Raw genomic sequence first — 26,554 nt, 5'->3', positions numbered from 1 at the left:
ACGAGGCTGGGCGCGCCGGTCAGTCGCCGGTTTCGTCCTTGCCGTTGGTGGCGGTCATGGGGGCCCAGCCACGGGGGTCGGGGTACCAGTAGTGCGGTAGCCCCTTGATGCTGGTGGTGCGGAACGGGCGGCCGTGGTCGTCGATGCGCACCGTGCCGGTTCGCCCCTGGGAGGACCAGTCGAGGTCGACGTACCAGTCGCAGGTGCAGGACTCGGTGCTCGCGGCGAGCATCAGGACCTCCGGCTCCCGCAGGGACACCTGGTAGGGGAGGCCGATCGCGGGGGTCGGTCTGTCCGGGTCGTTGCCGGGTACCGAACGGGCCAGGGGCCGGTGCGCGTCGAGGTCCACGGCGAAGTGGCGGGGGACGAGGATCGCGCCGCAGCCCTCGTACATGGAGTAGGCGATACGCCCGCGGGTGGCGGGGGTGGCGCGGTTGACCACGCGCACACGCACCGCCTCCAGGACGACGGCGGCGGAGCCGCGCCCCTGCACCGTGATCCGCAGATTGGTGGTGCCCCCGTGCACCGCCTCCTGGGACGCGGCCCACACCGCGGCGTCCGCCGGCATCGGCGGCGGCGGGACCTCCTGCGGTGGCTTGGCGATGACGTAGTCATGGGCGCATTCGCGCTGCCACAGCTGGGAGTCGACCGTCCAGGTGAGCGGGACCGACTGCGGGTCCGGCCGCGGGTCCGACGGCGGGTCCGTGTCGGCGCTCGCCGGGCTCTTCTGCGGGCCGCCGCCGCTGCGCGTGGCCGACGCCGAGGGCTCCGGTGTCGTGCGGGCCGAGGCCGACGACCCACCGCCACCGGAGGAGGGCTCGGCAGCGGATCGCGGGCCGCCGCCGTGCGTGTTCGACGCCGAGGGTTCCGGTGTGGTGCGGGCGGAGGCCGACAACCCCCCGCCGCCGGAAGGGGGTCCGGCAGCGGATGCGGTGAGACCGGCGAGCGCGACGGCGAGCAAGGCCGCCATCGCCATCGATCGCCCGGGCCGTCGTCCGGGCCGTCGTCGGGGGCGTACGGCATGGGGCCGCCGGTCGGCCGGCGAGGTCGGCTCGGGTGCCTCGTCCGCCGGGCTGCCGAGGCCCACGGGTGCGGCCGATCCCACGGTGCTCGTGGGGCTCGTAGGGCTCGTAGTGCTCGTAGTGCTCGTGGGGCTCGTGGGGCTCGTAGTGCTCGTGGGGCTCGTAGTGCTCGTGGTGGCGTGGGGCGTCGCTGCCCGCCGGGCCTCGGACCCGCGTGTCCGTCTCCGTGCCGCGACCGCGAGGATCCACCGGCGGTGCAACTCCACGCGTTCCTCGGGGGAGGCTCCGCAGAGCGCGGCGAACCGCTCGATCCCGGTGAAGTCCATGGGAACCGCCTCACCGGAGCAGTAGCGGTGCAGCGTGGAGGCGTTGATGTCCAGACGGCGGGCCAGCGCCGCGTAGCTGCGTTCTGTGCGCTCCTTGAGACGCGTCAGCAGCAACGCGAACTCCGCTACATCATCGTGGATCGCATCCATGTGGTCCTTGCTCACATCCATCCATCGGCCTGTGCGGTCATGTCCCGATCCGGGGACGGCATCCCAGGCGCTCCCCCTACCTGCACGTCAATACGACTGGGATGGTTGCGAGTTGCGCCGGGTCCCTCTCGCGCCGGCCTCGGCGGTTTCCCGTCCCGGACAGGCATCCCAGGCTTCCCTGTCTCCGCAGGTGGTCGGGGGTGGGACCGTCCCACCGTTGCGAGTTGGGGGCAGCCGTTGCCCCAGGCCGACGCGGCATTCGATGCTCTGGCTGTCGCACCGGCTGAAGCGGCCGACCGCACGGCAGCGCCACGACACCCCGACGCACCCGTCCACTGGGACACCCGTCGGCGGCGACAGCCCGGCGCGCGACCTCATAGCGGCTACCGACTGCCGACTACCGATCAGAGAAGGAACACGCATATGAACATGAAGTCCCTTGCGACCCACCGTGTGGCCGTGGCCGCGGGCCTCGTCCTGGCTCTTGGATGTGGCGTGTCGGCACATGCCTCCACCACCGCCGCCAAGTCCACCACCGCCGCCAAAGCCCCGATCGCCGCCTGCTCCCAGAAGGTCCTCGGGGTGTCCGCCACGAAGGAGCCCGCGAACAGCAAGGATGCCAGGCACCTCCTCCTCGCCGTCCAGAACACCGGCACCAAGAAGTGCGAGCTCTACCGCTACCCTCTCGTGCGGCTCGGTGCCGGCCGGAACACGGCCCGCGTGATCAAGGAGAGCGACCCGAACCCCGGCGTGCCCGTCGTTCTCGGCCCGGGCGACGAGGCCTATGCCGGTCTGCTCGTCAACGGCCCCATGGACGAGTACGAGGCGAAGACCATCACCCTCAGCCTCCAGGGCCGCAAGCCCGGCAGCCGCCCGAGCAAGCCGATCGATGTCCCCATGCCCGTCAAAACGCTGTACGCCAACGACTTCCAGCGTGTCACCTACTGGACGACCGCTCCCGGTTACGCCTTGGACTTCATCATGTCGAGGTGACGGACCTCGACCGGAACCGCCGCGGTTCCTCACCGTGGACACGGTGAGGAACCGCGCGAGGCCGGGCGGCCTCAGCGCGCCCGGTGTCGGCTCAGTAGGAGCCGTTGGCCTGCCAGAACGCCCATGCGTCGCAGGGGCTGCCATAGCGGTCGTTCATGTAGTTCAGGCCCCACTTGATCTGCGTGGCCGGATTGGTCCGCCAGTCGGCTCCGGCGGACGACATCTTGGAGCCGGGATAGGCCTGTACGAGACCGTAGGCCCCGGAAGAGGGGTTGACCGCCTTGTGGTTCCAGCCGGACTCGTGGTCCACGATGTTGCTGAAGCACTGGAACTGACCGCCGGGCACCATCTGCCGTGCGATGGCCTGGACCTCGGCGACGGTGTACGAGGACTGCGGCGCGACACCGGAAGAGTTCGTCGGCGAGTCGTCGTCCTGCTGCTGCGCCTCCTGGCGCTCCTCGGCGTCCTGCTGGGCTTTCCGTTCGGCCTCCTTCCGCTCGGCCTCCTTCTGCTCGGCCTCCTTCTGCTTGGCCTCCTTCTGCTTGGCGATCGCGTCCTTGGCGGCCTGCTTGCGGGCCGCCTCCGCCGCGGTTTCCCTCGCGCTGTTGTTCGCGGCGACGGACTGCGCGTCGGCCTGTTGGGTCAAGGAGGCCGTCTGTATCCGAGCCTGCTGCCCCATGGGTATGTCCGCGAGGAGGGTCGAGCCGCTCGCCGTCGTCTCGGCGTCGTTCACCGCCTGGCCGGTGCCGCTCTGGCCAACTCCCACTACGGCACCGACAGTGGTGACCGCGGTGGCAGAGACCACCGCGAGTTCCCGGACTAAGTTCCCGCTCACACGGTGTCCTTCCGACTTCGTCAGATCAAGAGGTGGAGCTTCACAGGACTAAGACGATTGATCGGCCGCACTGGTGGCACCGCGTCCGAGCGCTGCGCGGAAGCACCGGCCGGGCGACGGCGGAGAGCAGAGACACGCAGTCAGGACTGCCCCGACGTACGGGGCTCTCTCTTGGCCGACTACACCTCGTTGAAGCCACGCGCCGCGTCGTAGACGTCGGCCTCGATGACGACCACGAAGAAGCTCGTCACGATGTAGTGGACCATGACGCGGTCCTCCCAGGCCTCCCGCGTCACAGTGTCGGTCGTGAAGGCAAGGTGACTGTCGGCGCCTTCAGGCTCCGCCGCGATCCTGCTGACGAGCCGCAGGAACTTCTCCCGATCCGCGGTCGGCAGGTGGTCACGGAACCGCGCGACCTGCTCGGTGAACTGGACAAGTCTCTTCATCGAGGCCGGATCCTATGGACACGGCGCGGCCCCCCGCAGGGAATATCGGGTGGCGGCACCGTCGGCCTTCCCCCTGGGTGGGGGAAGGCCGACGGCAGCCGGCCAGTGGGGCCTCGTGCGGTGCGGGGCTCCGTCAGGTGGCGTCGCGTACCGTGCCGGTGAACTCCGGGCCTTCGACCGCCTCCCCGGTGGGGTCGTAGGTCCACAGCCGCAGCCGTAGCGACTCCGGGGCCTCGTTCAGCTGGTCGGTGACGGTGGGCACGGAGATGTCGATGCTCAGGCTGCCCGGGGGTACTTCGGACATGAGCAGCGTGCCGTCCGGCAGTGCGGCGGACACGGGGCGCTCGGGATCCGGTGAGGCCTCGAAGTGTTCGTCCAGCCAGGTCGCGGGGACGTCCGTCGTGGACAGTTCGGTGCCGTCCGAGACGGGGAGCAGTTGCAGGTCCGTCCAGATGGCGACGTCGGCGGCGGCGGAGAGGCTGATCCGCCAGACCAGCGGCTGCCCCTCGGTGACCTGGTCGGCGACCGGTGTCATGGTCACCGTGGGCTGGGGGTCGTCGTTCTGCGCGGTGACGCCGCCCAGGTAGGAGCCGACCACGGCGCCGCGTACGGTCTTGACGGCCACCCGGTGGATCGTGTCGGAGCTGTAGCGCGTGTTGCCCTCGACCGTCACCGGGACGTCGACATGGGTGCCCGCCTGGACCTTCACCGTGCGCGCGACGGGGAAGTCGCTGCCCGGCTCGTCCACGAACAGCCGGACCTCGCCGCTGCCCGACCCGGTCACCCGTACCGGCACCTGGTAGGTGCGCGAGCCGGAGTCGCCCTCCTTGACGGTCAGCCGGCCGACGTCCACGCGCGCCGGCTTCGCGGGCTCGACGACGGGGGTGCCGGGGCGCCAGCCGTGGGCGTCCACCAGCCATGCCGTCCCGGACCCGGTACGCGGGGTCAGGTGCAGGGTCCTGACGTGGCCGAGGTCGATGCGCTTCCGGGTCTCGGCGGTCAGGGGTACGCGGACCTCTCGCGCCCAGTAGGAGGAGGTACGGGAGGTGCCCGGCACGCCGTCGACGCGGACCCGGCCGAGGTCCGCCCGCTTGCCGGAGGTATCGGTGAGGGCGATGTCCAGCTCGGTGCCGGTGGTGTTCGGCGGGACGATCACGCGCAGGCTCAGCGCTGTCGCGCCGGGCAGGGAGACCGGGCGGGCGGGGCTGAGCTCGGTGGCGGTGCCGGAGCGGCTCCAGTTCATGGCGAGCGCGTACCGGTCCGGCTCCTTGCCGGGTGACACCCTGCGCCACTGGGTGAAGTGCGGGGAAGCGGTCAGGAGGCCGGGGTCAAGGCAGGAGACGTTCGGGTCCGGGTCCACCTGGGCGCACAGCCGGCCGCCGCTGACCTTGGCGGAGGAGGCGGGAAGGAACGCCCCCGAGCGGGCGGCGCCGACGGCGTGGGTGAGGACGCGGGCGGGTCCGGCGGAGGCGGCACGCGCGGAGGACCCGTCGAGCAGCGGGCGGACCCGGTCGTCACCGGCGACGAACAGCCGGGCCGCGGCGGCTATGTACGTCGAGCCCGCCTTCTGCTGCTGCTCGGCGGTGAGCCGGGTGGCGGTGCCCGGCGAGCACAGCGGGTCGTGCTCGTCTCCGCCGTACAGGAAATCGTCGTCGGCCGGTGCCGTGGCCTGGCCGGGGGTCCACTCGCTGTTGAAGTAGTTGTGGTTCGCCCCCGTCATGTAGACCGCGCTGTGCAGGGCCTTGCCGCGGCTGACTCCACGGGTGCCGTCGACGTAGTACTCGCCCTGGAGGTCGATGACGTCTCCGTCGCAGCCCGGCAGGATCGACACGGACGGTACGTCGGGTGCGGGGTTCTGGCCGAAGATCGTGGGGCCTATGAGGACGGTTCCGCGTATCGTCCAGCGGGTTCTGCCGTGGTAGCCGTCCTGGTCGGCGGGCGGCGGGGTGAGGCTGTCCAGCGCGGCCCGGTCGGCGCCCTCACCGCCGCGGGAGTGGCCCACCAGCAGCACCCGGCCGAGGTCGGCGCGGGGCGCCCGTCGTACGACGTCGGGGGCCGTGGACGGGTCGGCGGCCCAGTCCGCCCAGTGGGCCAGGTGCAGCCGTATCAGCGAGGAGCGGGCCTGGGCGCCGGCGTCGTCGGCCTTCCAGTCCTGGGCGTTGACGGAGTTGGCCGAGATCGAGACCGTCACATAGCCCTGGGAGGCCAGGAGTCGCTGGTCGTGCAGGTAACCGCGGTAGCTCGGCACCGACTCGTAGTCGGCCGGGCACGGCCACTCCAGGGTCACGTCGTCGGCCTTGAAGCAGGTCACGTGGCGCCCGTGGAGGAACAGCGCCAGCGGGCGGCTGCCCGTGGCGCCCTCCGGCGCGACCACCACGGCCTTCATCTCCACCTCGGTGTCGTAACCGGGCAGTTGGACGGAAGGCAGGGAGTACTCACCGCTGGTCGTACGGAACGAGCCGGGCACCCCGGGGTCGACCTTGTTCACGGTCGCGGCCAGGGGCAGACGCGACGGGCCCGCCGGGCTGTCGAGTTCGCGGCGCTCCCGGGCCGCGGCCTTCACTCCGGCCGCGTCCAGACGGCGCCCCGCGGCCTCGACCCGTAGGTCGTCCGTCCTGTCGAGGCGCACCCCGTCGAGCGGCAACCGGAAGGTGCGCCCGTCCGCCGCGGGTCTCGGGATGCCCAACAGGCGTTCCCCGCTGCGGAATTCGACCTGGGCGTCGCCCACCGGCACCTTCTCGGGCGAGCGCCACACCAGCTCCGCCGACTCCCCGGAGCCGGTGGTCCGCCAGCCCTCGGGAAGCCCCGCGGACGCGGGAGCGGACGGCGGCACCGGGTCCGGTTGCGGCGCCGCCAGCGCCGCGACCGGCGACGCCAGCGCCAGCGCGAGGGCCGCCGCCACAGCGGCCGTCACGCGCGAGACACGGATCACTTCTGTTCCTCCTCATGGTCAGTGCCCCAAGAACCCCACGGGCCCCGGGCTCCCCCGACGCACCAAATGCAACACATCCGATCACCCGGTCATCCCCTCGCACAGCATTCGCACAACTTCCGTCCGTTCCGCGCAACAAAAAACGTGTAACCAGGGGGAGTTGGGGTGTCGGGGCGCGGAGCGCGCGCACCCGTGTCGATACCGCGTTCACGGGTGCCGGCTCCTCGTTCTGCTCGTGCCGGAACGCGGGCCCGCCGCCCTCCCGGTGGGCGACGGCGCCAGCAGTGCGGCGGAGACCAGCGTCAGGGACGAGAGCAGGCTCACCAGCGCGATGCGTTCACCCGAGGTGAACATGCTCAAGTGCCGTAGGTGGTAGAGCAGATGGAAGACGCAGAAGACGAGCCAGCCCGCGCCGACCGTGATGACGTACCGGTCGCTGTCGGCGAAACGCCAGGCCGCGGCTGTCACGACCAGCAGGGCCATGTACAACGCGGCCATGTCCGTGACCAGATGCTCGTTGTACGGACCGAGGCGAGGCTGCCAGGGCCGACCGATGTGAGGGAACGTCTCGTACCAGAGTTCGGGCGCGAAATAGGCCCACACATGGCCCAGGCACGCGAGAACCAGAACACCGAGTAGTACCCGTCGGGTCGCAATCTTTCCCATGGCCGTACGACCATGACGTGCCCTCATCTGTGACACGGCGCCGTCGTCGTCCCAGGTGCTCTGGCCGGTACCGAGTTGAGTTGTGTGATGATGCAGAAAAGGTGACCGGCCCTGGGGAGGGGCCGGGTACGTGGGGAGGGCGGGGCCCGTGGTGGGCAAGGCCGGGGAGTCCATACCGGACGACGAGTGGGAGCGCTTCCTCCGTGAAGCCGAAGCCGGGTCCAAGGACGCGCCCGAGGAGCCGTCGGCGCGGGCCCGCATGGTGACGGCGCGGCTGCGGGGGGAGAGCGGCCGGCCGGAGCCGTGGCGGAGTCACCAACCGGCCCGGCGGCGAGGCAAGGGCTGGTACGTGATCGGTCTGCTCGTCGCGGCCGCCTTGCTGGTCGTGGCGGTGGCTCCGGGGCGGGTTGTCGGATGGTTCGGAGGCGGAGAGGGAGGCGGCGAGAGTGCGCCCCTCGCCGTGGAGTCGGAACGTCCGGATGAGCCGCCGCCGGCGGACGCGGCAGCCCAACTTCCGACCGTGGACGAGCCGTTCAAGGGGTCGCCCGCGGCTCGGTGGGGCGACGGGACGGCCGGCATCGGGCTGCCCGAGGCACGGGCGACCGGCTGGATGAGCAAGGGGCAGGTCGCGCGGGCGCTCGAGGAGAGCCGGGACTTCCTCGCCGCGTCCAGTCTGGATCCCGGTGTGCTGCGCGGGGAGCGCCCGAAGAAGGCGATCGCCCTGATCAACCCTCATCAACAGGATGTCCAGGACTTCCTGGCGACCGCGTTCCGTTCGCCCAGCAGCGAGAACGACCCCCTGCTGCTGTTCAGCCGGTTCGAGAAGACGAAGGTCCGGCTCGTCGGGGACGTGGTCAAGACCCGAGGGCGGATCACCTACCGGGAAGGCGAGCGCGGCGCGGTCGAGGTGACCACCGATGTCACGTACGTCTACCCGTCCGTACGCGCCTCGGCGGGCAGCGACGAGGTCGCGCGCACCATCGTGCGCCGCGAGGTCGTGATGAGCTGGGACGACCCGGAGAAGATCATCACCGAACCGGGCACGTTCTCCCTCGTCTCCTACAAGGCGGACACCGCCAACGGCGGCTGCGACAACTCCACCGGCTACTTCGTCCCCGAGTTCAGCGCGGAGCGCGCGACCTCGGGCCCGGGCGACGGCCCCGAGGTCGACCCGTACGACCGGAGCACGTCGATGGAATCGCGTATGCGGGACACCGACGGCGCGGAGTGCGGGACCGCCTCACGGACGTGAGCGGACGTGCGGCGCCGGCGCGGGCCGTTCCCCCGAGCCCCGGACGATGAGGCGGGTGGGGACCGTGATGGTGCGGGTGCGGGTGCGGTCGCCGTCCAGGCGGGCCAGGGCTGTGGTCGCCGCCGTTCGGCCGATCTCCTCGGCGTCCTGGGCCACGACGGTCAGGGCCGGTTCGAGGGCCTCGGCCAGTGCGACGTCGTCGAAGGCGACGACCGCGACGTCCTTGCGTCCGCTGCGGGCGAGTTCGGTGACTATGCCCAGCGCGACGATGTTGTTGCCGGCGAACAGGGCGGTGGGGGGATCGGGCAGGGCCAGGAGCTGCGCGGTGGCGGCGGAGGCACCGTGCTGGTCGTGGGCGTTGGTGATCAGCGCGCGGTCGGCGGGGAGGCCGGCCTCCTGGAGGGCGGAGCGGTAGCCGGCCAGGCGCTCGCGGCGGGTGTAGAGCTTGGTGGGGAGGTCGCCGACGAAGCCGATGCGCCGGTGGCCGTGGGCGATGAGGTGGGCGACACCGTCGTGGGCGCCCGTGCGGTTGGTGCTGACGACATGGTCCGTGGGCAGACCCGAGCCCGGGCGGTCGAGGAAGACGACGGGCAGCCCGGCGGTGCGGTGGGGCTTGAGGTGGGAGTGGTCGGCGCCGACGGACGGCACGACCATCAGGATGCTGATGCGGCGGGCCAGGAACTTGTCCGTCAGGGCGCGTTCGCGGTCGGGGTCGTCCGCGGAGGAGCCCATGAGCAGGGTCAGACCGCGTTCGCGGACGGTGTCCTCGATGGCGCGGGCCACGGCCCCGAAGAAGGGGTTGCCGAGGTCGGGGATGACAAGGCCGATGGTCGTGTCGGGCCCGCCGACGCGGATGTTGCGGGCCATCAGGTTCGGCTGGAAGCCGAGCTTGGCGACGGCGGCGAGGACCTGTTCCCTGGTCCGGGCCGAGGCGGGGCCGTCGTCGTTGAGGACGCGGGAGACGGTTTTGGCGCTGACGCCCACTTCTCGGGCGACGTCTGCCAGGGTGGGGCGGCGGTTCGCTGCCATGGAGGAAACGGTCTCCTGTGCTCGTCACTCACGGGTTCCGGCCACGGCCCGGGCCGGACCCCGTGGGTGCTCGGTCGTACGTCAGTTGGCCTGGACGCCCGCGGCCTTGGCCGCCGCGGAATCCGCCACGACAGTATCTCCGGCCGCGTCGACGGTGAGGGCGCCGGTCATGATGGCGACGACCTCCGCCATGGAGTAGTCCGAGGGCTTGATCACGGCGGCGCGCCTGCCCAGCCGGTGGACGTGGATCCGGTCGGCGATCTCGAAGACGTGCGGCATGTTGTGGCTGATCAGGACGACCGGCATGCCCTTGTCCCGGACCCGGCGGATGAGGTCGAGGACCTGTCCGGACTCCTTGACGCCGAGGGCGGCGGTGGGTTCGTCCATGACGACGACGCTGCGGGCCCAGGCGACGGAACGTGCGACCGCGACGGCCTGCCGCTGTCCGCCGGAGAGGGTCTCGACCGACTGGGTCAGCGAGCGCAGCCCGATCTTCAGGTCGGCCATGTGCTCGGCGGCCTCCTCACGCATGCGCTTCTTGTCGAGCATGCGGAAGACACTGCCGAGGACACCGGGGCGGCGCAGTTCGCGTCCCAGGAACATGTTCGAGGCGATGTCCATGGAGGCGGCCACGGCCAGGTCCTGGTACACCGTCTCGATGCCGTGGGCGCGGGCGCTCTGCGGTCCGGAGAAGGTGATGGGTTCGCCGTTGAGCCGTATCTCGCCCGCGTCGGGGGTGACCGCGCCGGTGAGGGCCTTGATCAGGCTGGTCTTGCCGGCGCCGTTGTCGCCGATGACGGCGAGGACCTCGCCGGGCAGCAGGTCGAAGTCGGCGCCGTCGATGGCGGTGACCTGGCCGTAGCGCTTGACCAGGCCGCGGGCCTGCAGAACGGGCGTGGCGGTGCTGGTGGCGGTCATCGGGCCTTCTTCCGGGAGAGCTGGTCGACGGTCACCGCGAGGATCACCAGGACTCCGGTGATCAGGGTCTGGTAGATGGAGGCGACGCCCATCAGCTGCAGACCGTTGCGGAAGACACCGACGATGAGGACGCCGATGAAGGTGCCCAGGACCGAACCGCGGCCGCCGAAGAGGCTGGTGCCGCCGAGCACCACGGCGGTGATGCTGTCGAGGTTGTCGGTCTGGCCGGCCTGCGGGTCGCCGACGCCGGTGCGGGAGATGAGCAGCAGGGCGGCGATGCCGTAGAGGACGCCGGCCACGGTGTAGACGCCGATGGTCAGCCGGGAGGTGCGGATACCGTTCAGCCGGGCCGCCTCCGGGCTGTTGCCCAGGGCGTAGACGTGCCGGCCCCAGCCCGTGCTGCTCAGCGCGTAGGCGAGGAGGAGGAACAGGGCGATGGTGACCAGGGAGCCGTAGGTGATGTCGGTGTTGCCGAGCGGGAAGGTCTGCCCGAGGGCCGTCAGCGGGCCCGGCAGGTTGGTGACCGTCTGCTCCTCGGAGTAGATGTGGGTCAGCGCGAAGGCCACGTTGAGCATGCCGAGGGTGACGATGAACGGCGGCAGCGGGATCTTCTGCACCAGCAGCCCGTTGAGCAGTCCGAAGCCGCCGCAGACGACCAGGCCCAGGGCAATGGCGGCGAGCGGGGGCAGTGAGCCCTCGGCGGCCATCTTGGCGATCATGATGCTGCCGAACGCCATCACGGCACCGCACGACAGGTCGATGCCCGCCGTGAGGATGATCAGGGTCTGTCCGATGGCGAGGGTGCCGACGACCATGACCTGCTGCACGATCAGCGAGAAGTTGCCGCCGGTCAGGAACTGGTCGGTGGACAGGGAGAAGAAGGCGCAGGCGAGGAGGAGGGCGACCAGAGGGCCGGTGGTCGGTGCCGTGAGCAGACGGCGGGCCGTGGTCGGTCCTTTGAGCTCGGCGTACGGCGAGGACGTGTCCGGGGGTGTGGTCGTGGCTGTCATGCGGAGTCCTTGTCGGAAGACAGAGGTCGTTGCCCGCCCTGGTCGGCGGGCAAGGGCGTGTTTCGGAAGTCCCTTCGTCGCCCGAAGGGCGGCTCCGCGGCGTCCGGTGCGGGCTCTCGGCGTGCCGGACGAAATGCCTTGTACTGGGCGTACTCGGCTTTTCGGCCGGTGCGGCGAGAGTGCGTGCCGGACGTCGCGGAGCAGAAGGGACTTCCGAAACACGCCCTGGAGGACGAGCGGGCGGCCGCCCTCCGGGTCGGGGAGGAGGGGCGGCCGCCCCGCCGGGAGGAGAGGCGGAGTCGTACGGTCCTCAGGGGCCGGCTCAGCCCCAGCAGTTCTCCAGGCCGTAGGCGGTGTCCTTGGAGTCGACCCCGTCCTGCGCCTTGTCGGTGATCAGCGTGACGCCCGTGTCGGTGTAACCGGAGGCCTTCTTGCCGTCCTTGGCGTAGGTGACGACGGCCTTGACGCCCTCGGAGGCCATCTTCAGCGGGTACTGCTGCGAGGTGGCGGCGATCGTGCCGTCCTTGACCGCCTTGGTCCCGGTGCAGCCGCCGTCGACGGAGACGATCAGGACGTCCTTCTCCCGGCCCTTGGCCTTGAGCGCGGTGTACGCGCCCAGCGCGGCCGGCTCGTTGATCGTGTAGACGACGTTGATGTCCGGCTCCTTCTGGAGGCAGTTCTCCATCGCCGTCTGGCCCTTGGCCTGGTCGCCACCGGTGTCCTGGGAACAGACGACGGAGGGGTCGCCCTCCTCGATGCCGAAGCCCTTCAGGAAGCCGTTGTGCCGCTGGACGCCGACGGAGACACCCGGCGCGAGGTCGAGGGTGGCTATCTTGGCGGACTTGCCCGCCATGGCGGCCTTCGCGTACTCGCCGATCAGCTCGCCGGCCTTGAGGTTGTCGGTGGCGAAGAGGGCGTCGACCGCGCTCTCCGGCTCGGTCGGGGTGTCCAGGGCGATGACCAGGACGCCCTTGGCCTTGGCCTTCTCGATCGCGGGCACGATGGCCTTGGAGTCGCTCGGGGTGATCAGGATGCCCTTCACACCGGCGGCGACCATGTTCTCGATGGCCGTGACCTGACCGGCGTTGTCGCCGTCGAACTTGCCGGCCGCCGTCATCAGCTTGACGCCCTCGGCCTTCGCGGCCTTCTCGGCGCCCTCCTTCATCTTCACGAAGAACGGGTTGGTGTCGGTCTTGGTGATCAGGCCGACCTTGACCTCACCCGAACCGGAGCTCGCGGAATCCGAACCGGAGCCGGACCCGCAGGCCGTCAGGGTGAGGGCCGCGACGCCCGCGACAGCGGCTGTTCTGAGGAGGGAGGAGGACAGACGGATGGTGCGAGACATGTTCGACTCCTGTGGGATAGCGGGCGGCACGGGGCCGGGGTTCAGAGCATGCCGTCCGGGAGTGTCATCGTTGACTTATGTCATCGTTGACACCGCCTGGCGAGGATGATGGACTCCGTCTCCCGGAAACGTCAATGCCCTGCACTTGTCACAAATCGGCAACGCCCGAGACCCGCCGCCCCGCCGGTGACGGCCCGGTCGCCGCGCCAGGACGCGTCCGGTCTGCAGGTACGTCCGTCAGAGAAGAGCAGCCCATGAGCCCGCGTCAGATCACCGTCCTGGGAGAGTGCGTCGCGGACGCCTTCACCGAACCCGGGGGTGCCTCGAACGAACTCGCCCTGCGCGTCCTGCCGGGCGGCGGACCCGCGAACACGGCCGTGGCCCTGGCCCGCCTCGGCACCCCGGCCCGCTTCCTGGCGCGGCTGTCCGGCGATGTGTTCGGCCGCCTGTTCCGCGCCCACCTGGAGGCCTCGGGGGTGGACCTCTCGGACGCGGTCCGGGCCGCCGAGCCCAGCACACTGGCCGTGGCGGAGCTGGACGCCCAGGGGCAGGCCGCGTTCTCCTTCCACGCGCAGAACACGGCCGACTGGCAGTGGACGGCCGGGGAACTGGCCCGGGTCGACCTGTCCGCGACCGCCTGCCTGCACACCGGGTCCCTGGCCCTGGTCCGGGAACCCGGCGCGGCGGTGGTGGAGGACTTCCTGGCGACGGCCGCCCCCGGCGCCACCATCAGCATCGACCCCAATGTCCGGCCGCTGCTGGTCCACCCCGACGTCTACCGTGCCCGCCTCACGCACTGGTGCGCGCTCGCCGATGTGCTCCGGCTGAGCGAGGACGACCTGGAACTCCTGCTTCCGGGCACCCCGCCCGAGCAGGCCTGCGACCTCTGGCACGCGGCCGGCGCCCGGCTCGTCGTGATCACCCGCGGTGCCGGCGGTGTCCTCGCCTCGCTCGACGGCGAACGGGTCCAGGTGGCCGCCGTACCGACGACCGTCGTCGACACGGTCGGGGCGGGCGACTCCTTCACCGCCGGACTGCTCCACCACCTCGGCACCCTCGGCCTCCTCGGCGGCCGGCTGACGGAACTCCGCCTCGACGACGTCGCGGAGGCGTGCCGGTTCGCCGCCCGGGTGGCGGCCCTGACCTGCTCGGTCGCCGGGCCCAACCCGCCGTGGCAGAGCCAGTTGGCGGAGCTGGCCGCGGCCGACCGCGTATGACGGGCGGGCGAACCGCCTGAGTACGCATCGCGGCCGAACTGTTGACGCCTTGGCCGGATTGCCTCCATCATCGGGCCCAATCGGTGTCATCGATGACACATGTCAACGATGACACCCCCTTGTCCGGTGCCGTGGACGACGGCGCCGGCAGGCGTCACTTTTCGGTCGGTCCGCTGCGCGGGCATCAGGCTCCGCCGCCCGCACGGCCGCAGCACAGGAGACATCATGAGCTCTGGACGTGTGTCCCGGCATGCCCGTATACGGATGATCGCGGCGATGGCGACCGTCTGCGCCCTGTCCGCTGCCCCGCTGACCCCTCAGGCCGTGGCCGCCGACGCTCCGCCGTACTCCGAGACCTACCGGCCCCAGTTCCACTTCACGCCGGAGAAGAACTGGATGAACGACCCCAACGGCCTCGTGTACTACGAGGGCGAGTACCACCTCTTCTACCAGTACAACCCGAACGGGAACTCCTGGGGCGACATGTCCTGGGGGCACGCGGTGAGCGAGGACCTAGTGCACTGGGAGGAGTTGCCGCTCGCCCTCTCGCACGACGACAACGAGATGGTGTTCTCCGGCAGCGCGGTCGTCGACCGGGACAACACCACCGGGTTCGGCACGAAGGAGAACCCGGCGATGGTGGCGGTGTACACGAGCCTCGCCAAGGACACGGGCATCCAGTCCCAGGCCCTCGCCTACAGCACCGACCGGGGCCGCACCTGGACCAAGTACCAGGGCAATCCCGTCCTCGACATCGGCTCCAGGGAATTCCGCGACCCGAAGGTCCAGTGGTACGCGCCGACCCAGAGCTGGCTGATGACGGTGTCGCTGTCCACCGAGCACAAGGTGCGGTTCTACTCGTCGAAGAACCTCAAGGACTGGTCGCTGGAGAGCGAGTTCGGCCCGGCCGGCGCGACGGGCGGCGTGTGGGAGTGCCCCGACCTGTTCCCCCTCGCGGTCGACGGGGACAAGAAGAAGATCAAGTGGGTCCTGGTCGTCAACATCAACCCCGGTGGTATCGCGGGCGGTTCGGCCGCCCAGTACTTCGTCGGCGACTTCGACGGCAAGAAGTTCACCGCCGACGACAAGGGCACGTACACCCCGCCGACCGGCACGGTGGTCCAAGACTTCGAGGGGGCGGGGGCGGGCGCGGGCACCGACTTCGGTACGTGGACGACCACCGGCACGGCCTTCGGTACGGCACCGGCCACCGGCACCCTCCCCGGCCAGCAGACGGTCTCCGGCTTCCTGGGCAACGGCCTCGCCAACAGCTTCCACTCGGGTGACGGCAGCACCGGCACCCTCACCTCACCCGAGTTCACCGTCGACAGCCCCTACCTGAACTTCAAGGTCGGCGGCGGACGGCACCCGCACCAGTCCGGAGACGTCCTGGAGCAGGGACCACCGCCGGAGGGCACGGTCCTCGCCGACTTCGAGGGCGGCGGCTACGGCGACTGGACGACGACCGGAGACGCCTTCGGTACGGCACCGGCCTCCGGCACCCTCCCCAACCAGCAGCAGGTCTCCGGCTTCCTGGGCAACGGCCTGGTCAACTCCTACCTGAACGGCGACGCCACCACCGGCACGCTCACCTCGCCCGAGTTCACCCTCGACAGGAAGCACATCAACTTCCTCGTCGGCGGCGGCAACCACCCCGCAGGCTCCGACAACCCCACCGCCATCGAACTCGTCGTCGACGGCACGGTGGTGCGCAGCGCCACCGGCAAGGACGCCGAGGCGCTCGACTGGGCCTCCTGGGACGTCGGCGACCTCGCCGGCAAGCGGGCGCGGATCAGGATCGTCGACGGCAACACCGGCGGCTGGGGCCACCTGAACGTCGACCACATCATGCTGTCCGACACCAAGGCGCGGCTCTCCCAGGAGACGTCCGTGAACCTGATCGTCGACGGCCAGGTCGTCCGCAGCGCCACCGGCGCCGACAGCGAGACCCTGGACTGGGCCTCCTTCGACCTGCGCCCTTACGCGGGCAAGAAGGCGAGGATCCAGCTCGTCGACATGAACAAGGCCGGCTGGGGCCACATCCTGGCCGACCAGTTCACCGAAGCCGACACCGCCGCCAAGTCCGTCGTACAGCGCGCCGACTGGGCCGACTACGGCAAGGACTACTACGCGGCCGTGTCCTGGGAGGACGCCCCGGACGGCAAGCGGTACATGGTCGGCTGGATGAGCAACTGGGACTACAGCGGCGCCGTCCCCACCTCCCCCTGGCGCGGCGCGCAGAGCGTTCCCCGCGAGATGGGCCTGCGCACGGTCGACGGCCGGATCCGGCTGACCAGCAAGCCGGTCGGCGGCATTGAGGCCCTTCGGCAGAAGCCCCCGGCGACAGCGGCCGGCGTCACCGTCGAGAACACCACGAAGCCCCTGATCGGCCCCGCCGCCGAGGGCAAGGCACTCGACATCGAGGCCACCTTCTCCCTCAAGGACGCCGACCGCTTCGGCCTGAAGGTACGCACCGGCGCCGGCGGCGAGGAGACCGTCATCGGCTACGACACCACCACACAGGAGCTGTACGTCGACCGCACCGACTCCGGCGCCGACGACTTCAACAGCACCTTCCCCGGCGTCCAGACCGCGCCCCTGAAGGCGAAGAACGGCAAGGTCACGCTGCGGATCCTCGTCGACTGGTCCTCCGTCGAGGTCTTCGGCGGCGACGGCGAAGCCGTGATCACCGACCAGATCTTCCCCGACCCGGCCAGCCAGGGAGTGGAGGTCTTCGCCGAGAACGGCACGGCGAAGCTGGACAAGGCCACCGTCTGGCACCTCGACTCCGCCCACAACTGATCCCGACCCCGACCCGACCAGGACCCGACCCCCGACCCCGAAGGACCCCCCACCGTGAAGAAGACCCTGCTCGCCGAGTTCACCGCCCGCGAGGGAGCGGAGGACGAGGTGACCCGCCTGATCGTGGACTACGCCAAGGAGGTGCGCGAGGAGGAGGGCAACCTCGCCTTCGACGTCTACACCAAGGCGTCCCACCCCCGCGCCTTCTGGATCTTCGAGGTGTACCGGGACGAGGACGCCTTCCAGGCCCACCTGAAGGCCCCGTACGGCGGCCCGTTCAACACCGCCCTCGGCCCGCTGATCGAGGAGGACGCCTCGGTGCTGACCTTCCTCGACCCGGTGACCTGACGGTCCCTCTGCCCGGCGACCCGCTGGGGTCGCCGGGTCAGAACCGAGGAGCCTGGGCCCCCGTCGCGATCAGGATGAACTGGGCGTAGGAGTCGGCGTTCATCAGGGCGCGGCGGCCCATGGCGTACCAGTTGGGCTGGCGGTCGGAGTCCTTGTTCTGGCCGCTGTACTCGGAGGGGTCCCGCAGGGCCCGCTTGCCGAGCATGGCCGCGTCGCGCTCCGCCGCCGACTCGGGCGCGGCGGTGTCCAGTTCGGCGTTGAACGCCTCCTCCTGCAGCTCCGAGTCGCGCGCGCTGTACTGGTAGTCGAGTGTGCCGGCGAACCGGTGCGTCGCCTCGTGGATGAGGTACCAGGGGTTCTGGCCCTCGCTGGTCAGGTTGATCGGGCCGCTGCGTCCGGCGTCCAGGGTCGGCAGATCCTCGCTCTTCTGCTGGTTCGGGTTCGCCACGCGGTTGTACACGTCGCTCATGCTGGGGGCGACCCAGCCCCCGACTCCGCGCGGGACCTTGCCGTCGGCCACCAGGGCGATCTCCGCGCCCTGGGCGTTCAGCCCCGCCTGGATGCGCCGTACGACCTCGGCGATCCGCGGCAGGAAGGTGGCGATCTGCTCGGGCGTCGCGGCCCGGAACGCCGGGAAGCCCGACTGGAGTCCCGTCAGCAGCTGCCCGCTCGGAGCGCCTCCCGCGCCCTGCAGCATGGCGAGGACCGTCGAGATGGCCTGCTTGGACTCGACCAGGGCCCGGCGGGTCTGGGACTCGCGCTGCGGGTACTCACGGTCCGGGATGGTGCCGTTCTTGGAGAACTTCGCGTTCGCGCTGCTGTGCACCTCCTGGGTCGCGTCGTCGTAGATGTCCCCGTGCCGCGGTGTGCCCTGGTTGGTGATGCCCAGCTGGCCGGCGGTGCGGAACTCGCCCGGGTTGCTCCGGTTGCGCCAGCGGGACTCCAGGGCGGCGCGGGGGTCGTTGAAGTTGGCGCCCTGGTCGAACTCCCAGATCGTCCGCTGGACCGCCGGGCCGCCGTGGAGCCCGCCGGCCGGCATCCCGACCGTCCCGGGGTCCGGGACCCGCTGGGCCGTACGCTCCGCGCCGTCCGCCTCCTGAATGCCCGTACCATCCGCGACATCCACGACGCCCGTGATGTCCGCGCGCTGCGCGACGACCGACGGCGCGGTGGCCGCCCCCGCCGTGAAGGCGGCGCCGTCGGCGACGGCCGCGCGCTCCGAGCCCTGCCCCGGGTCGGTCACCGTGACACCGGCGCCGTTGTCGTTGCCCGTCTCACGGATTCCGCGGAGGTTCTTGTCGAGGTGGCTGGCCTCGTGGGCGAGGGTCTCGGTGTCGCCGACGGCCGACGGGCCGAGGAAGATGTGGCTGCCGATCGTCATGGCCCGCGCGCCCATCGCGGCGGTGGCGCGCTGGGCGGTCGCGTTGTCGTGGACGCGGCCCGCGGAGAGGGCGTCGTTGCCGTAGAACGCCTTCGCCTTGGTGAGGAAGGCGCCCGGGAGCGGGCTGCTCGGCGTCGCCATCGCGGCGTCGATGAGGCTGCGAGGGTCCGTCGGGTGCGTGTCCTCGACGGCTTCGTGCTCCTCGCCGTGCCCTGGGGCCTCCCGGCGCTGGACGGCCGGGTCCGCGTGCTCGCATCCTGGGCCGTGCTGGTGCCGCTCCCGCTCGACCATGCGGGCCACCGCGGTGTTCCCCGCCGTCCGCTGGAGGTCCAGCATCCGCTGGACCAGCGCACTGGGCCGGACCACGCGGTGGGCAGTGTCCCGTTCGTCCGACGACCGGTTCCGCTCTCCCCGCGCGTGCATGACGTTCCCTTCGACACCCCGGACGTACCGTCCGCCCATCCTTACCGGAGCCGCACCACCGCCCACAGGTCCGCGAGGGCAGTCTTCGGGGCAGTTTCGGGGCGGCCTTCGGAGCGGCCATCGGAGCGGCCTCCGGAGCGGCCTGGGGAGACCTGCCTTCGAGGCGGCCTTCCGAGCGGCGTGCGGAGACGGCCTTCCGAGCGGCCTTGCCGGACGGTACGGCGGACGGGGTGCATCCGGGGCGTCGGCCGCCGCCCTTCCCGGTGTGACTCCAGCTGCGCGAACCGTCAACCCGGCGGCCCCGGTGAGGATTTCGCGGTGCTGTCCGGCCGTCAGGTCGCGTGCGAGGATGTCGGCCGTGACCGGATCGTCGTCCTCACCCGTCGCCGAGGGCACACCTCGTGGCAACGGCCTGGGTTCCCGTGCCGCCGCCGCGCTCGTGTTCGGGTCCTCGGCCGCGGTCCTGGTGGTCGAGATCGTCGCGCTGAGGCTGCTGGCCCCCTACCTCGGCCTCACTCTCGAAACCAGCACGTTGGTGATCGGCATCGCCCTCACCGCGATCGCCATCGGCTCCTGGCTCGGTGGGCTCCTCGCCGACCAGGTCGATCCGCGTCGGCTCCTCGGCCCCTCGCTCGGGGTGTCGGGAGCGGTCGTGGCGCTCACCCCCGCCATGCTGCGCACCACCGCGGAGTGGGCACCGGCGATGCTGCTGCTGATCGCGTCGCTGACCATCCTCGTGCCGGGCGCGCTGCTCTCCGCGGTGACGCCGATCGTGACGAAGCTGCGTCTGACCAGCCTCTCCGAGACCGGGACGGTCGTCGGCCGGCTGTCCGGTGTCGGCACCGTCGGCGCCATCGTCGGCACCGTCCTCACCGGGTTCGTCCTCGTGTCACGGCTGCCGGTCAGCGGCATCCTGATCGGCCTCGGCATCCTGCTGGTGGCCGGCTCGGCGCTGGTCGAGTGGCGCACACGCGGGTGGAGCGGCACCCCGGCCCTCACCCTCGTGGTCGTCGCCGGCGGCCTCGCCACCACGGTCGCGCCCGGCGGCTGCGACGCGGAGACCAGATACCACTGCGCACGGGTCGTCACCGACCCCGACCGGGACAGCGGCCGTACGCTCGTCCTGGACGGCCTGCGGCACTCCTACGTCGACCTCGACGACCCGACCTTCCTGGAGTTCACGTATGTGCGCGCCATCGCGTCGGTGGCCGACACTGCCTTCCCCGAGGGCGAGCCACTGGCCGCCCACCACGTGGGCGGCGGCGGCCTCACCCTCCCCCGTTACCTCGCGGCCACCAGGCCCGGGACGCGCAGCCTCGTGTCCGAGATCGACAGCGGGGTCGTACGCATCGACCGCGAGCGGCTCGGTCTGCGCGCGGAAGCCGGTATCGCCGTACGCGCCGAGGACGGCAGGCTCGGTCTGCGGCGGCTGGACACCGGCAGTCGTGACCTCGTCGTCGGCGACGCCTTCGGGGGCGTCAGCGTGCCGTGGCACCTCACCACGGTGGAGGCGATGACCGACGTACGGCGGGTGCTCGACGAGGACGGCCTGTACGTCGCCAACCTCATCGACCACGGCGGGCTGGACTTCGCGCGTGCCGAAGCGGCCACCCTCGCCGAGACCTTCGACCATGTCGCCCTCCTCGGCGACCCCGTCGACATCGGCCTCGACCCGACCGCCACCCCCTCGGGCGGCAACCTGGTGCTCCTCGCCTCCGACCGCCCCGTCGACCTGCGCGCGGCCCAGGAGGCGCTGGACGCCCGGCGAACCGGCTGGAAGATCGCCACCGGCGCCGGCCTCACCTCCTGGATCGGCGACGCCCGGCCGCTCACCGACGACTACGCGCCCGTCGACCAGCTCCTCCAGCCGTCGAGCACGCGGGGCGGCGCGTGACCTGACATCCGCCCGGGTCCTCCTGCCGGGGTCCGGCGGAGGCACCACCGGTCCGGCGGAGGCACCACCGGTCCGGCGGAGGGAGCACCCTCCGGGGCGGGCGGCCGCCACCAGAGGGTGCTCCTGTCAGGTTCGTCAGGCTTGTCAGTTCTTGCCGAGCAGCTCGTTCATCCGGTCGATCTCGGCCGTCTGGGAGCTGATGATCTGGCCGGCCATCTTCTTGGCGGGCGCGTAGGAACCGTCGGCCCGCTCCGTCTCGGCCATGGCGACGGCGCCCTCGTGGTGCTCGATCATCATCTCCATGAAGGCGGTGTCGAACGCGCTGCCCGACGCCTTCCGAAGTTCCTCCATGTCCTCGGCGGTCATCATCCCGGCCGCGCCGTGCGTGGACGAGTGGTCCGTGGTCCCTTCCGCCGGCACGTCCTCGCCCCAGGTGGTCAGCCAGCCGGACAACGTCCTGATCTCCGGGTCCTGAGCCTTCTCGATGGCCTCGGCGAGCTTCTTCACCTCGGCCGACTTCGCCCGGCCGGGCGCCAGTTCGGCCATCTCCAGCGCCTGGCGGTGGTGGGGGATCATCCCCTGGGCGAAGGCGATGTCGGCGGCGTTGTGCCGCCCCTTCGAGGCCGAGGCGGAGGCGGAGGCGGACGCCGAGGCGGACGGGGACGAGCCTCCGTGGGTGTCGTGCCCGGCCGAGCCGTCGTCGCCTCCGCCACAGGCGGCCAGTACGAGAGCGGCGGTACACGCGGCGGCCACGGCGGCGGCGCGGCGGGGCAGGGAACGCTTGCTGGTCATGCTGATGCAACTCCTTCACGCGCGCCCGTCTCGGCGCGCGGGATCAGAGGAATGTGGGAGCGACCGACAGCACGACACCCGCCCTGGTCAGGGCATACGTGGGTGCCGTGCGGGTCGCTCTAGATCCGCAGGAGTTGCAGTTCGGAGAGGTCGGGTGGCGGTCTTCCCCGCACACCTGACACGGGTACGGCGCTCACGGCGCCGGCGGCGGCCGGGGCGTCGGGATCGGGCAGACCGTCGGCCGGCACGGGCGGCGTGTACGCGGAGCCGATGCCCGCCGCCGCACACATACCGTCCGCGTGCGCGAGGTGCCCGGAACCGCCGTCGTCGTGCGAACACACCGCGCTCGCCTGCTCCTTGGCAGGACTGTGGGCCGTGTTCACGCCCACGCCCACGCCCGCGGCCACGGCCAAACCCCTGGCCATGCCGCCCGTGTCGTCGGCCATGGCGTGCTCGGGCGTCGGTGCCGCGCCGGGAGGCAGGGCGTGCATGCCCAGGACTCCGGTCAGTACGGCCAGCACCAGCAGCACGAAGAGCCGCCCGGCGGGGCGGTGGCTCGTACGGGGGCTGCCGGTCATGCCGACATCGTACGGGTGCGCCCATCGTGCGAGGGGCCCCACCGTGCGATGCGCCCCGATGCCCCGCCGTCCCGGTGCCCCGCGCTGTGCCCGCCCCCCATGCCCGGTCAAAGTCCCCTGGGCCCACCGCTCATGAACATCTCGTTGCGGGCGCCCCCGCGACCGTCCGGTGCTCCGATACTGGCCGGGCGATCGACGAGCGGGGGCGGCGGTGGAGTGGACATGGGCGGGAGGTCTCGCCGCCGGGCTGCTGATCGCTGCCGTGACCGCTCCGGTCGGTGTGTCCGGGGCGGTGTTCCTCCTCCCGGTGCAGCTGAGTGTCTTCGGGGTGCCCAACCCGGCGGTCACTCCGACGAATCTGCTCTTCAACGTCGTCGCCGGGCCCGGCGCCCTGTGGCGCTACCGCCGCGACGGCGCCCTGCGCGGCGACCTCACCCGGCGTCTGGTGCTGGGCACGCTGCCGGGTGTCGTCGTCGGTGCCGTCATCCGTGTCTTCGCCCTTCCCGGCCCGACCGTCTTCCGGCTCCTGATCGCCGTCCTGCTCCTGCCCCTGGGGCTGTGGCTGTGCCGGCGCGCCCTCGCCCCCTCACACCGACAGCCGTCGCCGCCGGGCGAGTTGCCCCCACGCACCCTCACCGGCCTCGCCCTGGCGGTCGGCGTGGTCGGCGGCATCTACGGCATCGGGGGCGGCTCCCTCCTCGGCCCGATCCTCGTCGGACGCGGTCTGCCCGTGGCGCGCGTCGCCCCGGCCGCGCTCGCCGCGACGTTCGCCACCTCCCTGGTCGGCGCCGCCGCGTACGCGCTGCTGTCGCTGGTCGGTTCCGGAGACGTCGCCCCCGACTGGTGGCTCGGCCTCGCCTGCGGCACCGGCGGACTGATCGGCGGCTACCTCGGCGCCCGTCTCCAACCCCGCCTGCCCGAACGGGCCCTGCGCCTCCTGCTCGGCACCCTCGCCGCAGCCGTCGGCGCCCTGTACGCCGCCCAGACCTTGAGCTGAACCCGCCCCGCAGGGCACCTCCGGCACCGGGGCAGCGTGCACGTGCACCAGGGCGGCGCGCCGCTCCGGCCCTCACGCCCCCACCTCACTGCTACCGCTCTCCCCGTTCAGGTGATTTTCGTCCTGTAAGCCACTTTGCGGAACCTACTATCTCGTCTCGTGACAGACAGGCAGACCCGCAGAGCAACCGACGTGGTCGTCCTCGGCGCCGGACCGGCCGGGCTCGTGCTCGGCAATCTCCTTCAGAACAGCGGGATCGACTGCGTCATCCTGGAACGCGCCGAGCGCGCGCACATCCAGACGCGGGCGCGCGCCGGGTTCCTGGCGGCCGACACCGTACGGATCCTGGAGCGGCACGGGCTCGCCGAGGGGCTGCGCCGGCACGGACAGGCCCACAGCACCTGCGAGTTCCGCACCGTGGACGGCCGGTTCCGGCTGGACTACAGCGGGCTCGGGCACGGTGAGCGGCACACCGTGTATCCCCAACAGCGGCTGGTCACCGACCTGTTGACGCGGTTCCTGGCCGCCGGCGGACGGGTCGACTTCACCACCGAGGCGGTGGCCGTCCGCGACACCGACACCGACCGGCCCTCGGTGACCGTGCGCGAGGCGGACGGGCGACCCGGCGTCTGGCGGGCGCGGTACGTGGCCGGGTGCGACGGACGGCACGGCGCGGCCCGGCGTTCACTGCCGGCCGACTCGGTGCGCCGGCACCACTGCGACCACGGCGTGACCTGGCTCGGGCTGCTCGCCGAGGCGCCGCCCAGTCTGGACGCCGTCGGGTACGCGGTCCACGAGCGCGGTTTCGCCGGGCACATGGCGCGCACCAGCGAGATCACCCGCTACTACGTGCAGTGCGAGCGCGGCACCCCGGCCGACGCCTGGTCCGAGGACCGGATCTGGGACGAGCTGAATCTACGGATGCGGGCGACGGAGTACGGCCCGCTGCACCGCGGCCGTGTCGTCCAGCGAGCCGTCGTCGACCTGGAGTCCGACGTACTCGAACCCCTGCGGCACGGTTCGCTGTTCCTGGTGGGCGACGCCGCCGCCCTCGTCAGCCCGTCCGCGGCGAAGGGCGCCAATCTCGCGGTCCTGGAGGCGGAGATCCTCGCCGACGCCCTGACCGACGCCATCACCCACCACGACTCCAAGGGGCTCGACGCCTACTCCGCGCGGTGCCTGGCGTACATCTGGCGGGCGCAGGAGTTCTCGCACTGGATGATCCGGTTGCTGCACGGCCCGTCCGGCTCGGACGAGACGTCACTGTTCCACGACTCCCTGCGGCACTCCCGCCTCACGTCGCTGCGTACCTCGCGCAGCCACCAGGACTGGTTCGCCGAGCACTACGTCGGCGTATGAGGCCCACGCCCTCCTTCCTCCCCCTCTCCCCTTTCACCCACTTACCTGCCTGACAGCCCCTTTTCTTCCGCTTTCTCAAGCCCTGCCTGTTTCGTCTCAGATCCGAATGAGGACCCCGCAATGATCTCGACGTTGTCGAGTGACACGTCCCGCCTGCTCGCCACGGTCGACTTCGTCAAGGAGCAGGACACCGTCACCCTGCTCCCGCTCCTGTTCCCCGGTCTGGACGGTCCTGAGCTGCACACCCTCGTGGAGCACTGCCGCTTCTCCCATGCCGCGCTGCTCGTCTTCCCGTCGGACGAGGCGGAGTTGAGCGCCATGGTCGACGACTGCGGGCTCGTCGCGGCCCTGCCGCCCCGGCCGAGTGTGGTCGTACGCGAACGGCTGGCCGTACGGCATCGGCGACGGGCGGCCGAGCTGGACGTCGGCATCCTGCGTCCCTCGGTGGCCGGCGCGGACGGGGCGCACCGTACGGTCGAGGTGTTCGCGCTGACCGTGCCGCCGGGGTCGGGCCTGGACACGATCGCCGCGTACGAGCGTGAGCGGCAGCACGAGACACACGTCGCCTTCGACGTCGTATCGCCCAACCCGCTGGTGCTGCGCGGCCTGTGCGCGACCTTCGCGCGGTACGGGGCCACTCCGGACGGCGGCGGCTACAACCCGCACGAGAACGGCACGGTCTTCTACTTCGGCGCGCCCGCCGAGGCCAAGGTCGGATACCGGCGCGTGGAGCTGTACGTTCCCGGCGACCACCGTGACGTGCTCGACGCCCATCTCGCCGAGCATCGCGCCCGGCAGCCCGCCGAAACGCTCCTGCGCCTGCTGACCGGGGCGTGGACGACCCAGGCGCTGGCCACGTTCGCCCAGCTCCGGGTACCGGACGCCATGGACGGCGAGCGTGGGGTCGAGGTCGGGGAACTGGCACGGGAGGTCGGCGCGCGGCCACGGAATCTGGCGACGCTGCTGCGCTATCTCGTGATGCTGGGGGTGGTGGCGGAGGGCCGCGACGGTTTCCGGCTCACCGAGGTGGGCGCACTCCTGCGCGACGGCTCCCCGGGGTCGATGCGGGCGCTGGCGCTGATGTACGGCGGGCCGTTCTACGAGTCCTTCGCCGGCCTCGGGCACACCGTGCGCACGGGCGAGGTCGCCTTCGAGCACCTCTTCGGCGAGAACCACTTCGACCACTTCGCCCGCGACCCCCACCTCGCGGAACTCTTCGACCGGTCCATGGCCGCCGGGTCCGCCATGTTCGACCCGGTCCCCACGCATCCGGCGCTCACGGCGGCGGCCGAGAAACCCGCCGGGGCCACGGTGGTCGATGTCGCGGGCGGCAACGGGGAGTTGCTCGGCCGCGTCCTCGCCGCGCACCCGCGGCTGAACGGGGTCCTGCTGGAGCGACCGCACGCCGTCGAAGCCGCGCGCCTGCGGCTGGAGGAGGCCGGCCACGGCACGCGATGCGCCTTCGTGGCCGGCGACTTCGCGGACGTACCGGCGGGCGGTGACGTCTACGTCCTGTCCCGCGTCCTGCACGACTGGGACGACGAGCGCTGCCGGGAGATCCTGCGCCACTGCGCCCGCGCGATGCCCGACCACGCCGATCTGCTCGTCGTCGAACGCGTCCTGCCCTCCGACGGCTCGGCCTCGCTGGCGACCGCCTGGGACGTCCACATGATGTGCAACGTCGGCGGCCGCGAACGCCAAGCCGGCCACTACGAGAGGCTGTTCGCCGACGCCGCCCTCACCCTGGTGAACCGGACACCGCTGCCCCTGGACGGCCATGTGCTGCACGTCCGGAAGGCCCGGTCCGCATCGGCGTGAGGAACACGGGGACGTCGTTGC

The 26,554-nt window shown here is 71.4% G+C and carries 21 protein-coding genes; 9 read left to right on the top strand and 12 right to left on the bottom strand.

Annotated features, from left to right (window positions below; translation table 11 throughout):
* Window positions 1-19: 19 nt before the first annotated feature.
* Window positions 20-1,498 (bottom strand): helix-turn-helix domain-containing protein, encoded by a 1,479-nt coding sequence (locus ABT147_RS20795; protein WP_351408159.1) that lies wholly within the window; start codon window positions 1,496-1,498, stop codon window positions 20-22.
* 423 nt (window positions 1,499-1,921) lie between these two features.
* Between ABT147_RS20795 and ABT147_RS20790 the strand changes: the two genes are divergently transcribed.
* Window positions 1,922-2,491 carry a DUF4232 domain-containing protein gene (locus tag ABT147_RS20790; RefSeq protein WP_351408157.1) on the top strand — a complete coding sequence of 190 codons (570 nt, stop codon included), beginning with the start codon at window positions 1,922-1,924 and terminating at the stop codon, window positions 2,489-2,491.
* Window positions 2,492-2,582: 91 nt separating this feature from the next.
* On the opposite strand, the gene ABT147_RS20785 is transcribed toward ABT147_RS20790, so the two are convergent.
* From ABT147_RS20785 to ABT147_RS20770, 4 genes are all read right to left on the bottom strand, one after another.
* Entirely contained in the window at window positions 2,583-3,326 is a 744-nt protein-coding gene (locus tag ABT147_RS20785; protein ID WP_351408155.1) for an aggregation-promoting factor C-terminal-like domain-containing protein, read from the bottom strand.
* A gap of 179 nt (window positions 3,327-3,505) precedes the next feature.
* Window positions 3,506-3,772, bottom strand: coding sequence for a hypothetical protein (locus ABT147_RS20780; protein ID WP_351408153.1), 267 nt, complete (start codon window positions 3,770-3,772; stop codon window positions 3,506-3,508).
* A gap of 133 nt (window positions 3,773-3,905) precedes the next feature.
* Window positions 3,906-6,704: an alpha/beta hydrolase gene (locus ABT147_RS20775; protein ID WP_351408151.1), complete on the bottom strand. Its 2,799-nt coding sequence runs from the start codon at window positions 6,702-6,704 to the stop codon at window positions 3,906-3,908.
* A 207-nt stretch (window positions 6,705-6,911) separates the two neighbouring features.
* On the bottom strand, window positions 6,912-7,370 hold the full coding sequence (locus ABT147_RS20770) for a hypothetical protein (protein ID WP_351408149.1): 459 nt from the start codon (window positions 7,368-7,370) through the stop codon (window positions 6,912-6,914).
* Between the two features lie 151 nt (window positions 7,371-7,521).
* Between ABT147_RS20770 and ABT147_RS20765 the strand changes: the two genes are divergently transcribed.
* Window positions 7,522-8,622, top strand: coding sequence for a hypothetical protein (locus ABT147_RS20765; RefSeq protein ID WP_351408200.1), 1,101 nt, complete (start codon window positions 7,522-7,524; stop codon window positions 8,620-8,622).
* Here the strand turns inward: ABT147_RS20765 and ABT147_RS20760 are convergent.
* From ABT147_RS20760 to ABT147_RS20745, 4 genes are all read right to left on the bottom strand, one after another.
* Window positions 8,611-9,651 carry a LacI family DNA-binding transcriptional regulator gene (locus ABT147_RS20760; RefSeq protein WP_351408147.1) on the bottom strand — a complete coding sequence of 347 codons (1,041 nt, stop codon included), beginning with the start codon at window positions 9,649-9,651 and terminating at the stop codon, window positions 8,611-8,613. The two genes, ABT147_RS20765 and ABT147_RS20760, sit on opposite strands and share 12 nt — an antisense overlap.
* A gap of 81 nt (window positions 9,652-9,732) precedes the next feature.
* On the bottom strand, window positions 9,733-10,569 hold the full coding sequence (locus tag ABT147_RS20755) for an ATP-binding cassette domain-containing protein (protein WP_351408145.1): 837 nt from the start codon (window positions 10,567-10,569) through the stop codon (window positions 9,733-9,735).
* Window positions 10,566-11,579 carry an ABC transporter permease gene (locus ABT147_RS20750; protein ID WP_351408143.1) on the bottom strand — a complete coding sequence of 338 codons (1,014 nt, stop codon included), beginning with the start codon at window positions 11,577-11,579 and terminating at the stop codon, window positions 10,566-10,568. The genes ABT147_RS20755 and ABT147_RS20750 overlap by 4 nt, the downstream gene beginning before the upstream one ends.
* 322 nt (window positions 11,580-11,901) lie before the next feature.
* Window positions 11,902-12,924 (bottom strand): sugar ABC transporter substrate-binding protein, encoded by a 1,023-nt coding sequence (locus ABT147_RS20745; protein WP_351408141.1) that lies wholly within the window; start codon window positions 12,922-12,924, stop codon window positions 11,902-11,904.
* Between the two features lie 254 nt (window positions 12,925-13,178).
* Here ABT147_RS20745 and ABT147_RS20740 point away from each other — a divergent pair, with 254 nt between their 5' ends.
* From ABT147_RS20740 to ABT147_RS20730, 3 genes are all read left to right on the top strand, one after another.
* On the top strand, window positions 13,179-14,141 hold the full coding sequence (locus ABT147_RS20740; protein ID WP_351408139.1) for a carbohydrate kinase family protein: 963 nt from the start codon (window positions 13,179-13,181) through the stop codon (window positions 14,139-14,141).
* Window positions 14,142-14,366: 225 nt separating this feature from the next.
* Window positions 14,367-16,943, top strand: a complete 2,577-nt coding sequence (locus ABT147_RS20735; RefSeq protein ID WP_351408137.1) for a GH32 C-terminal domain-containing protein — start codon at window positions 14,367-14,369, stop codon at window positions 16,941-16,943.
* 54 nt (window positions 16,944-16,997) lie between these two features.
* A complete protein-coding gene (locus ABT147_RS20730; RefSeq protein ID WP_351408134.1) occupies window positions 16,998-17,291 on the top strand; it encodes a putative quinol monooxygenase in 294 nt (97 codons plus the stop codon).
* Between the two features lie 37 nt (window positions 17,292-17,328).
* On the opposite strand, the gene ABT147_RS20725 is transcribed toward ABT147_RS20730, so the two are convergent.
* On the bottom strand, window positions 17,329-19,095 hold the full coding sequence (locus ABT147_RS20725; protein ID WP_351408133.1) for an eCIS core domain-containing protein: 1,767 nt from the start codon (window positions 19,093-19,095) through the stop codon (window positions 17,329-17,331).
* Between the two features lie 358 nt (window positions 19,096-19,453).
* Here ABT147_RS20725 and ABT147_RS20720 point away from each other — a divergent pair, with 358 nt between their 5' ends.
* The gene (locus ABT147_RS20720) at window positions 19,454-20,989 is read left to right on the top strand and encodes a fused MFS/spermidine synthase (protein ID WP_351408131.1); all 1,536 of its coding nucleotides are present in this window, start codon (window positions 19,454-19,456) and stop codon (window positions 20,987-20,989) included.
* A 144-nt stretch (window positions 20,990-21,133) separates the two neighbouring features.
* On the opposite strand, the gene ABT147_RS20715 is transcribed toward ABT147_RS20720, so the two are convergent.
* Window positions 21,134-21,781: a DUF305 domain-containing protein gene (locus ABT147_RS20715; protein ID WP_351408129.1), complete on the bottom strand. Its 648-nt coding sequence runs from the start codon at window positions 21,779-21,781 to the stop codon at window positions 21,134-21,136.
* A 119-nt stretch (window positions 21,782-21,900) separates the two neighbouring features.
* The gene (locus ABT147_RS20710) at window positions 21,901-22,359 is read right to left on the bottom strand and encodes a DUF6153 family protein (protein WP_351408127.1); all 459 of its coding nucleotides are present in this window, start codon (window positions 22,357-22,359) and stop codon (window positions 21,901-21,903) included.
* Between the two features lie 211 nt (window positions 22,360-22,570).
* Here ABT147_RS20710 and ABT147_RS20705 point away from each other — a divergent pair, with 211 nt between their 5' ends.
* The 3 genes from ABT147_RS20705 to ABT147_RS20695 all read left to right on the top strand — a co-directional run bounded on the left by ABT147_RS20705 (window position 22,571) and on the right by ABT147_RS20695 (window position 26,533).
* A complete protein-coding gene (locus ABT147_RS20705) occupies window positions 22,571-23,356 on the top strand; it encodes a sulfite exporter TauE/SafE family protein (protein ID WP_351408125.1) in 786 nt (261 codons plus the stop codon).
* A 159-nt stretch (window positions 23,357-23,515) separates the two neighbouring features.
* Window positions 23,516-24,715 carry a 4-hydroxybenzoate 3-monooxygenase gene (locus tag ABT147_RS20700; protein WP_351408123.1) on the top strand — a complete coding sequence of 400 codons (1,200 nt, stop codon included), beginning with the start codon at window positions 23,516-23,518 and terminating at the stop codon, window positions 24,713-24,715.
* 120 nt (window positions 24,716-24,835) lie between these two features.
* On the top strand, window positions 24,836-26,533 hold the full coding sequence (locus ABT147_RS20695; RefSeq protein ID WP_351408120.1) for a methyltransferase: 1,698 nt from the start codon (window positions 24,836-24,838) through the stop codon (window positions 26,531-26,533).
* Window positions 26,534-26,554 lie beyond the last annotated feature (21 nt).

Source organism: Streptomyces sp. NPDC001868, from assembly GCF_040297125.1.
GTDB lineage: Bacteria > Actinomycetota > Actinomycetes > Streptomycetales > Streptomycetaceae > Streptomyces.
This window is presented reverse-complemented; position numbering and strand designations above follow the sequence as displayed.